General features: G+C 69.7%; 15 protein-coding genes. All 15 read left to right on the forward strand.

The window, feature by feature from the left end:
- The 15 genes from rpsH to rplQ all read left to right on the forward strand — a co-directional run bounded on the left by rpsH (position 1) and on the right by rplQ (position 9,149).
- Positions 1–399 (forward strand): 30S ribosomal protein S8, encoded by a 399-nt coding sequence (rpsH, locus tag DS079_RS07950; protein WP_010550317.1) that lies wholly within the window; start codon positions 1–3, stop codon positions 397–399.
- A 22-nt stretch (positions 400–421) separates the two neighbouring features.
- A complete protein-coding gene (rplF, locus tag DS079_RS07955) occupies positions 422–964 on the forward strand; it encodes a 50S ribosomal protein L6 (protein WP_010550316.1) in 543 nt (180 codons plus the stop codon).
- A 2-nt stretch (positions 965–966) separates the two neighbouring features.
- Positions 967–1,353: a 50S ribosomal protein L18 gene (rplR, locus tag DS079_RS07960; protein ID WP_010550315.1), complete on the forward strand. Its 387-nt coding sequence runs from the start codon at positions 967–969 to the stop codon at positions 1,351–1,353.
- Between the two features lie 37 nt (positions 1,354–1,390).
- Positions 1,391–2,080, forward strand: a complete 690-nt coding sequence (rpsE, locus tag DS079_RS07965) for a 30S ribosomal protein S5 (RefSeq protein ID WP_010550314.1) — start codon at positions 1,391–1,393, stop codon at positions 2,078–2,080.
- On the forward strand, positions 2,077–2,259 hold the full coding sequence (gene rpmD / locus DS079_RS07970; protein WP_053917125.1) for a 50S ribosomal protein L30: 183 nt from the start codon (positions 2,077–2,079) through the stop codon (positions 2,257–2,259). The genes rpsE and rpmD overlap by 4 nt, the downstream gene beginning before the upstream one ends.
- A 5-nt stretch (positions 2,260–2,264) precedes the next feature.
- Positions 2,265–2,732 carry a 50S ribosomal protein L15 gene (rplO, locus tag DS079_RS07975; RefSeq protein WP_010550312.1) on the forward strand — a complete coding sequence of 156 codons (468 nt, stop codon included), beginning with the start codon at positions 2,265–2,267 and terminating at the stop codon, positions 2,730–2,732.
- A gap of 157 nt (positions 2,733–2,889) precedes the next feature.
- Complete coding sequence (gene secY / locus DS079_RS07980) at positions 2,890–4,194, forward strand: preprotein translocase subunit SecY (protein WP_010550311.1); 1,305 nt, start codon at positions 2,890–2,892, stop codon at positions 4,192–4,194.
- Positions 4,191–4,799, forward strand: a complete 609-nt coding sequence (locus DS079_RS07985) for an adenylate kinase (RefSeq protein ID WP_082835218.1) — start codon at positions 4,191–4,193, stop codon at positions 4,797–4,799. The genes secY and DS079_RS07985 overlap by 4 nt, the downstream gene beginning before the upstream one ends.
- Positions 4,796–5,635 (forward strand): type I methionyl aminopeptidase, encoded by an 840-nt coding sequence (gene map, locus DS079_RS07990; protein WP_126986378.1) that lies wholly within the window; start codon positions 4,796–4,798, stop codon positions 5,633–5,635. Before DS079_RS07985 ends, map begins: the two co-directional genes overlap by 4 nt.
- Before the next feature lie 357 nt (positions 5,636–5,992).
- Positions 5,993–6,214, forward strand: a complete 222-nt coding sequence (gene infA, locus DS079_RS07995; RefSeq protein ID WP_010550308.1) for a translation initiation factor IF-1 — start codon at positions 5,993–5,995, stop codon at positions 6,212–6,214.
- A gap of 22 nt (positions 6,215–6,236) precedes the next feature.
- Complete coding sequence (rpmJ, locus tag DS079_RS08000; protein WP_010532506.1) at positions 6,237–6,350, forward strand: 50S ribosomal protein L36; 114 nt, start codon at positions 6,237–6,239, stop codon at positions 6,348–6,350.
- A gap of 220 nt (positions 6,351–6,570) precedes the next feature.
- On the forward strand, positions 6,571–6,945 hold the full coding sequence (gene rpsM, locus DS079_RS08005; RefSeq protein WP_010550307.1) for a 30S ribosomal protein S13: 375 nt from the start codon (positions 6,571–6,573) through the stop codon (positions 6,943–6,945).
- 109 nt (positions 6,946–7,054) lie between these two features.
- Positions 7,055–7,459, forward strand: a complete 405-nt coding sequence (gene rpsK / locus DS079_RS08010) for a 30S ribosomal protein S11 (protein ID WP_010550306.1) — start codon at positions 7,055–7,057, stop codon at positions 7,457–7,459.
- Positions 7,460–7,625: 166 nt separating this feature from the next.
- A complete protein-coding gene (locus tag DS079_RS08015; protein ID WP_010550305.1) occupies positions 7,626–8,621 on the forward strand; it encodes a DNA-directed RNA polymerase subunit alpha in 996 nt (331 codons plus the stop codon).
- Positions 8,622–8,648: 27 nt separating this feature from the next.
- On the forward strand, positions 8,649–9,149 hold the full coding sequence (gene rplQ / locus DS079_RS08020) for a 50S ribosomal protein L17 (RefSeq protein WP_126986380.1): 501 nt from the start codon (positions 8,649–8,651) through the stop codon (positions 9,147–9,149).
- Positions 9,150–9,294: the final 145 nt, after the last annotated feature.

A 9,294-nucleotide genomic window follows, 5' to 3' on the forward strand; every position in this document is an offset into this window, starting at 1 on the left:
ATGACCATGACCGACCCGATCGCGGACATGCTCACGCGGATCAGGAACGCCTCCGGGGCGTACCACGAGACCGCGTCCATGCCGTATTCGAAGCTCAAGGCCCGCATCGCGGACATCCTGAAGGCAGAGGGCTACATCCTCGGCTGGCGTGAGGAGGAGGCCGAGGTGGGCAAGTCGCTCGTCCTCGAGCTCAAGTACTCCGACAGCCGCGAGCGCGCCATCTCCGGGATCCGCCGCATCTCGAAGCCGGGCCTGCGCGTGTACGCGAAGTCCACCAACCTGCCCAAGGTCCTCGGCGGACTGGGCGTGGCGATCCTGTCCACGTCCTCCGGCCTCCTGACCGACAAGCAGGCTGCCAAGAAGGGTGTGGGTGGGGAAGTCCTCGCCTACATCTGGTGAGCGGGAGAGGAGACCACTAGCTATGTCCCGCATCGGACGCCTGCCGGTCGCAGTGCCGGCCTCAGTCCAGAACGTCACCATCGAGGACCGCACCGTCACGGTGACCGGCCCCAAGGGCGAGTTCACCCACGAGGTGCCCGCGCCCCTGACCGTCGCGCGCGACGACGAGGGCAACATCGTCGTCTCGCGTCCCGATGACGAGCAGGAGAACCGTGCGCTGCACGGTCTGACCCGCACGCTCATCAACAACATCGTCCTCGGCGTCACCGAGGGCTTCACGAAGAAGCTGGAGATCGTCGGCACGGGCTACCGCGTCGTCGCGAAGGGCACGGACCTCGAGTTCGCGCTCGGCTTCTCCCACCCCGTCGTGGTGAAGGCGCCCGAGGGCATCACCTTCGCCGTCGAGTCGCCGACCAAGTTCTCGGTCAGCGGCATCTCGAAGCAGCAGGTCGGGCACGTGGCCGCGAAGATCCGCGGGATCCGTCCGCCGGAGCCCTACAAGGGCAAGGGTGTGCGGTACGCCGACGAGGTCGTGCTCCGCAAGGCCGGAAAGGCTGGTAAGTGACCATGGGTTACGCACTCAAGCACACCAAGGGCAACCGCGGCAGCAAGCTGCGCTCGCGCGGTCGTCGCCACCTCCGCGTCCGTCGTCGCGTCATCGGCACCGCCCAGCGTCCGCGCCTGGTGGTCACCCGTTCGTCGCGTCACGTCTTCGTGCAGGTCGTCGACGATTCCCTCGGCAAGACCATCGCGTCGGCCTCCACCATGGAGGCGGACCTCCGCGGCGCCGAGGCGACGAAGTCGGACAAGGCCCGCACCGTCGGCGCCCTGGTCGCCGAGCGCGCCAAGGCCGCCGGCATCGACGCGGTCGTCTTCGACCGCGGTGGCAACAAGTACCACGGCCGCGTGGCCGCCGTCGCCGACGGCGCCCGCGAGGCCGGCCTGGCGCTGTGACCGCCGCCCGGACACAGGACGAGAAGAGGATCTGAATATGGCTGCACAGCAGCGTAGCAACGGTCCCGCGGCCTCCGGCCGACGGGACGACAACACCAGCAACAGCAACAACGATCGGGGCGGCCGCCAGGGCGGCGACCGCGGCGGTCGTCAGGGTGGTCGCGGTCGCGGTCAGGACGCCGAGAAGTCGGCGTTCCTCGAGCGCGTCGTGAGCATCAACCGCGTCTCCAAGGTCGTCAAGGGCGGCCGTCGCTTCGCCTTCACCGCCCTCGTGGTGGTCGGTGACGGCGACGGCACCGTCGGCGTCGGCTACGGCAAGGCCAAGGAGGTGCCGGCGGCGATCTCCAAGGGCGTCGAGGAGGCGAAGAAGAACTTCTTCCGCGTCCCGCGCGTCCAGGGCACCGTCGTGCACCCGGTCCAGGGCGAGGATGCGGCGGGCGTCGTCCTGCTGCGTCCGGCCGCCCCCGGCACCGGCGTGATCGCCGGCGGCCCGGTCCGCGCCGTGCTCGAGTGCGCCGGAGTGCACGACGTGCTCTCCAAGTCGCTCGGCTCGACCAACGCGATCAACATCGTGCGGGCCACCGTCGACGCCCTCAAGCAGCTCGAGGAGCCGGAGGCCGTGGCCGCGCGTCGTGGTCTCGCGGTCGAGGACGTCGCCCCGGCGGCGCTCCTGCGGGCCCAGGCCGAGGGCCGCGCCGCGGCCCGCGCTGAGAAGGTGGGTGCGTGATGCAGATCAAGGTCACCCAGACCCGTTCCGAGATCGGCGGCACCCAGAGCCAGCGAGCCACCCTGCGCGGCCTCGGCCTCAAGCGCATCGGTGACACGGTGGTGAAGGAAGACCGCCCCGAGATCCGCGGCATGATCCGCACCGTCACCCACCTGGTGACGTTCGAAGAGGTGGAGTGAATCTCATGAGCATCGAGGACCAGAACGCAGCAACCCCTCTGAAGCTCCACGACCTGCGCCCCGCGCCCGGTTCCAAGACCGCGCGCACCCGCGTCGGCCGTGGTGAGGCTTCGAAGGGCAAGACGGCCGGTCGAGGCACCAAGGGCACCAAGGCCCGCTACCAGGTGCCCGTCGGCTTCGAGGGCGGGCAGATGCCGCTGCACATGCGGCTGCCGAAGCTTCGCGGCTTCACCAACCCCTTCCGCGTCGAGTACCAGGTCGTGAACCTGTCGACCCTGCAGGAGCTGTTCCCCGAGGGCGGCACCGTCACGGTCGAGGACCTCGTCGCCAAGGGCGCTGTCCGCAAGAACCAGCCCGTGAAGGTGCTGGGCCAGGGCGAGGTGAGCGTCAAGCTCGACATCACCGCTCAGAAGTTCTCCGCCTCGGCGGAGCAGAAGATCGCGGCGGCCGGCGGGTCCGTCACCACCGCGTGACATCTTTTTGACGGGCACCGCGGCACAGACTTAGTCTGAGCCGCGGTGCCCTGTCGTCATTCCAGGGCCGGTCCGAACGCCCGCGCCCACCGCGCGCGGCCGCAGGACGGCCGACCACCGCCTCGGCCCCGTCCCAGGACCTCCAGGAGGGAATCAGGTGAACTCGTTCGTGCGCGCGCTGCGCACTCCCGAGCTGAGGGCGAAGATCCTCTTCACGCTCGGTCTGATCGCCGTCTACCGACTCGGCGTCTTCATCCCCACCCCGGGATTCGACGCCACCAACGTCATGATGTGCGCGGACCAGGCCGCCTCGGGTCAGGGCGCCAACGTGCTGGGCATGGTCAACATGTTCTCCGGCGGCGCGCTGCTGCAGCTGTCCATCTTCTCCCTCGGCGTGATGCCGTACATCACCGCCTCGATCATCGTGCAGCTCCTGCGCGTGGTGATCCCGCGGTTCGAGGCCCTCCACAAGGAGGGCGCCTCCGGCACCGCCAAGCTCACCCAGTACACCCGCTATCTCACGATCGGTCTGGGCGTCCTCCAGGCCACCACGATCATCACGCTGGTGCGCTCGGGCAACTTCTTCGTCGGCTGCACCCTCGAGCTCGTTCCCGACCAGTCGATCCCGACCCTGCTGCTCATGGTGATGACCATGACCGTCGGCACGGTCCTGATCATGTTCATGGGCGAGATGATCACCGAGCGCGGCGTCGGCAACGGCATGTCGCTGATGATCTTCTCCTCGATCGCGGCGAGCTTCCCCGCCTCCTTCGGCCAGGTCTGGCAGCTCAAGGGCTGGATCACCTTCTCCCTGGTGATGCTCGTGGGCCTGCTGATCATGGTCGGCATGGTGTTCGTCGAGCAGTCCCAGCGCCGCATCCCCGTGCAGTACGCCAAGCGCATGGTGGGACGGCGCATGTACGGCGGCACCTCCACCTACATCCCGATCAAGGTCAACCAGGCCGGCGTCATCCCCGTCATCTTCGCCTCCTCGATTCTCGCGCTGCCGCAGATGGCCGCCTCCTTCGGCGACCCGTCGGCCGGATGGGTGCAGTGGATCAACACGCACCTCGTCCTCGGCGCCTCCTTCTCGTGGATCTACGCCGTGGTGTACGTGGCCCTGATCGTCTTCTTCGCGTTCTTCTACGTCTCGATCACCTTCAACGCGGAGGAGATCGCCGACAACATGAAGAAGTACGGCGGCTTCGTCCCCAACGTGCGCGCGGGCAAGCCCACCGAGCGCTACCTGCGCTACGTCATCAACCGCATCCAGAGCGGCGGCGCCGTCTATCTCGCGGTGATCTGCCTGATCCCGCTGGTCGCGCTGTTCTACCTCGGCACCTCGCAGGACTTCCCGCTGGGCGGCGTCTCCCTCCTGATCGTGATCGGCGTGGGACTGGACACCGTCAAGCAGATCGACGCGAAGCTCCAGCAGCACCACTACGAAGGGATTCTCCGGTGACCACCCCCACCGCCTCGAACGGCTCGACCGCCCCCGCCCGCCGCCTGCTGATCGTCGGCCCGCCCGGAGCGGGCAAGGGCACCCAGGCCGTGCGGGTCGCGGAGGAGCTCTCGATCCCCGCGATCTCCACCGGCGACATCTTCCGCGCCAACGTCTCGGGGCAGACCGAGCTCGGCGTCCTCGCGAAGTCCTACATGGACAAGGGCGAGTACGTCCCGGACTCCGTCACCAACGACATGGTGCGCTCGCGCCTGGCCGAGGCCGACGCCCAGGACGGCTTCCTGCTGGACGGCTACCCCCGCACCCTCGACCAGGTCGAGGCGCTCGACGGCATGCTCGCCGAGCTCGGCACCCCGCTGGACCTCGTGCTGCTGCTTGTGGTCGAGCAGGAGGAGGTCGTCCAGCGCCTGGTGGCGCGCGGCGCCGAGCAGGGCCGCAGCGACGACACCGAGGAGACGATCCGTCGCCGCCTCGAGGTCTACGCCGAGCAGACCGCCCCGCTGATCGACGTCTACGAGCAGCGCGGCCTGGTGCGCCGCGTGGACGGCATGGCCCCGATCGACGAGGTCACCGCCGCGCTGCGCGAGGCCCTCGGCGCCCGATGAGCCTCCTGCCCGAGCGGGTGGAGTGGAAGACGCCCGAGCAGATCGCGGTGATGCGGCGCAGCGGCCAGCTGCTGCACCGCGTCCACGACATGCTCGAGTCCGAGATCCGCCCCGGCATCACCACGGACGAGCTCGACTCCCTCGCCCACACGATGATCCGCGACGCGGGGGCGACGCCGAACTTCCTGGGCTACCAGGGCTATCCGGCCACGCTCTGCATCAGCGTCAACGACGTCGTGGTCCACGGCATCCCCGACGCCCGCCCCCTCGAGGAGGGGGACGTCGTCTCCATCGACGGGGGCCTGATCATCGACGGCTGGCACTCGGACGCGGCCCGCACCCACATCGTGGGCCGGCCCCGCTCGGTCGGCGACGAGGACCTGGTGCGGATCACCGAGGAGGCGCTCTGGGCCGGGATCGCGGCGCTCGCCACCGCCGATCGCGTCGGCGACGTCGGCGCCGCGATCGAGGACTTCGTCGAGCAGGCGGCAGGGGAGTCCCTCTCCCACCTCGAGGGCTTCGGCGGCCACGGCATCGGCACCGCGATGCACCAGGCGCCCGACGTCATGAACTACCGGGTCCGCCCGCGCGGGCCGAAGGTGCGCCCGGGCCTGTGTGTCGCGATCGAGCCGATGCTGATCCAGGGCCAGGGGAACTGGGAGCTCGAGGACGACGAGTGGACCGTCCGCGCCACCGGCGGCGGCCGCGCCGCCCATGCCGAGCATTCGGTCGCCGTGACCGAGCAGGGGCTGCTGGTGCTGACCGCCGGCGACGGGGGAGCGGCCGAGCTCGCCCGGCGCGGGGTCGTCGCCGCGCCCGATCCCCTCGCGGCCTGAGCCGGCAGGCTCCGTCCGCCCGGCGCGGGGCCGCCCCGTCGACGGGCGGGGCGGGGGAGTGGGGCGAACGTGATGGGCATCATCGCGTCGGCCCTCGCCGAATCCGGACCTCGCGTGTAGGCTGGTCCATCGGGTGTGCTCCGATCGCGCGTGCGAACGTGTGCTCGTGCAGTCCCGTCGTGCCGCCCGTCCGGCAGGTCCTCGAGGCCGCAGGGCGAGGCCGACGCACTGCCTCGGCGCCACCCTCGTCGATCACCGTACCGTCACCCGACGGTCGGTGTGCAGGGCCTGGGAAACCAGGAACCAAGTACGCGGAACTCGGCCCCGGCTTCGCCGGAGGCGGGAGATTGGGGAGGCATGGCGAAGAAGGACGGAGTGATCGAGGTCGAGGGCACGGTCACGGAGGCGCTCGCGAACGCGCGCTTCCGCGTCGAGCTCGACAACGGGCACATGGTGCTCGCGCACATCTCCGGAAAGATGCGCCAGCACTACATCCGCATCCTTCCCGAGGACCGTGTGGTCGTCGAGCTGAGCCCCTATGACCTCGACCGGGGCCGCATCGTCTACCGCTACAAGTGATCGTCCCGGGAGAAGGAAAGCTATGAAGGTCAAGCCGAGCGTCAAGCCGATCTGTGACAACTGCAAGGTGATCCGTCGCCACTCGCGCGTCATGGTCATCTGCTCGAACCCCCGTCACAAGCAGCGCCAGGGCTGAGCGGAGCGATCCGCCCGTCCCGGCCCCTGCCGTGACAGCCGCCGCCAGGCGGCACGCCCCGCAGCGCGGGGCACCCCGCCCGCATCGCGGGCACCACACAAATGAAGAGACGACACCACCGGCATCGGCCGGTCACCCGCAGGACGGAGGCTGCGGCGTCGGGGAGACAGTCCCGGCGAGGTGTCGGCTCAGGCCTCCGAGACAGTAGGAGAATCTGCACATGGCACGTCTGGTGGGAGTGGACCTTCCGCGCGAGAAGCGCCTCGAGGTCGCCCTGACGTACATCTTCGGCATGGGACGCACGCGCGCCCAGGAGACCCTCGCCGCGACCGGCGTCTCCGGCGACAAGCGGGTCCGTGAGGTGAGCGACGAGGAGCTCGTCCAGCTCCGCGATCACATCGAGGCGAACTACATGGTCGAGGGCGACCTCCGCCGCGAGGTGGCCGCCGACATCCGCCGCAAGGTCGAGATCGGCAGCTACCAGGGGCTGCGCCACCGCCGCGGCCTGCCCGTCCACGGTCAGCGCACGAAGACCAACGCCCGCACCCGCAAGGGTCCGAAGCGCACGGTCGCCGGCAAGAAGAAGGCTCGCTGATCCGCGGCATCCGCTGATCGGCCGCCCGGCTCCGTCCCCGGAGCCCGCAGTCACTTCGCGCCGCTGAGGGAACCGGCGCACCCCCACACCACCAGAGGAGTTCTGCCGCATGGCAACCAAGACCCGTCAGGCCGCTGCGCGCAAGCCGCGCCGCAAGGACAAGAAGAACATCGTCAACGGCCAGGCCCACATCAAGAGCACGTTCAACAACACCATCGTGTCCATCACGGACCCGACCGGCGCCGTCATCTCCTGGGCCTCCGCCGGCCAGGTGGGCTTCAAGGGCTCGCGCAAGTCGACCCCGTACGCCGCGCAGATGGCCGCCGAGGCCGCCGCGCGCCAGGCGCAGGAGCACGGACTGAAGAAGGTCGACGTCTTCGTGAAGGGCCCGGGCTCGGGCCGCGAGACCGCGATCCGCTCGCTCACCGCGACCGGCCTCGAGGTGGGCTCGATCCAGGACGTCACCCCGCAGCCGCACAACGGCACCCGTCCGGCCAAGCGCCGCCGCGTCTGATCCCGTCGGCCGTGACGACGGGACGCCCCGCTCGTCACGGTCGACCGTGTCGGGCGGGGTCTCCCGCGCCCGGCGTCCCCGGACCCCTCGCGGGTCACCCCCGTCTTCCAGGCCCACCGCCCCCTTCTGAGCGTCATATGGCGGACGCTCGCCGAAAGGATCCACAGTGCTCATTGCACAGCGCCCCACGCTGACCGAAGAGGTCGTGTCGGACAACCGCTCCCGGTTCGTCATCGAGCCGCTCGAGCCGGGCTTCGGCTACACCCTCGGCAACTCCCTGCGCCGCACCCTGCTGTCCTCCATCCCCGGCGCCGCGGTCACCTCGATCCGCATCGACGGCGTGCTGCACGAGTTCAGCACCGTCCCCGGCGTCAAGGAGGACATCACCGAGGTCATCCTCAACATCAAGAACCTCGTCGTCTCCTCGGAGAACGACGAGCCGGTCGTGATGTACCTGCGCCGCGAGGAGGCCGGCCGCGTCACCGCCGCCGACATCACCCCACCGGCCGGCGTGGAGATCCACAACCCCGACCTGCACATCGCGACCCTCAACGAGAAGGGCCGCCTGGAGGTCGAGCTGATCGTCGAGCGCGGCCGCGGCTACGTCTCCGCCGCGCAGAACAAGGGCGTCGACGGCGAGATCGGCCGGGTCCCGGTCGACTCGATCTACTCGCCCGTGCTGAAGGTGACCTACAAGGTCGAGGCGACCCGTGTCGAGCAGCGCACCGACTTCGACAAGCTGATCGTCGACGTCGAGACCAAGCCGGCCATCAGCCCCCGCGACGCGGTGGCCTCGGCGGGCAAGACCCTGGTCGAGCTGTTCGGCCTGGCCCACGAGCTGAACCAGGAGGCGGAGGGCATCGAGATCGGCCCCTCTCCCACCGACCAGGCGCTGGCCGCTGATCTGGCCCTGCCGATCAACGACCTGAACCTCACGGTCCGCTCGTACAACTGCCTGATGCGCGAGGGCGTCCACACCGTCGGCGAGCTGACCGCCCGCTCCGAGGCGGACCTGCTCGACATCCGCAACTTCGGACAGAAGTCCATCGACGAGGTCAAGGCGAAGCTCGCCGAGCTCGGGCTGTCGCTGAAGGACTCCCCGGCCGGGTTCGACCCCGCGGCCCTGGACTCCTACTCCGACGACTTCGGCGACCAGTACTGACCTTCACTTCCACCAAGGAGAACGACCATGCCTGCACCCACCAAGGGCGCGCGCCTCGGCGGATCCCCCGCGCACGAGCGGATGATCATCGCGGGCCTCGCCACCGAGCTGTTCCGCCACGGCCGGATCACCACCACCGAGACCAAGGCCAAGCGCCTGCGTCCCCACGCGGAGCGTCTGATCACCCAGGCGAAGAAGGGCGATCTCGCCTCCCGTCGCCGCGTGATGCAGACCGTCCGTGACAAGGGCGTCGTCTACCAGCTCTTCGAGGAGATCGCACCGACCTTCTCCGAGCGTCCCGGCGGCTACACCCGCATCACCAAGATCGGCCCCCGCAAGGGCGACAACGCCCCGATGGCCGTCATCGAGCTGGTCACGGAGGAGTACTCCGCGAAGCAGTCCGTGGTGAAGGAGGCCGAGGGCGCCGCGAAGAACGCGTCCAAGGCCGAGGAGACCCCGGTCGCCGAGACCGAGGCCCCCGCCGCCGCGGAGTCCACCGACGAGTCCGAGGAGACCAAGGAGGCCTGATCCGGGCCGCCTGATCCTCGCGGCTCGCAGGGCCGCCGCGCCGCAGGGCGCACACCGCCGAGGGCGGGCCGACGGGAGAGATCCCGACGGCCCGCCCTCGTCGTGCGTCCGGGGCCGGCAGGGCCCCGGATGCTCCGACCGGGGG

Source organism: Brachybacterium paraconglomeratum, from assembly GCF_003994255.1.
Lineage (GTDB): Bacteria > Actinomycetota > Actinomycetes > Actinomycetales > Dermabacteraceae > Brachybacterium > Brachybacterium conglomeratum.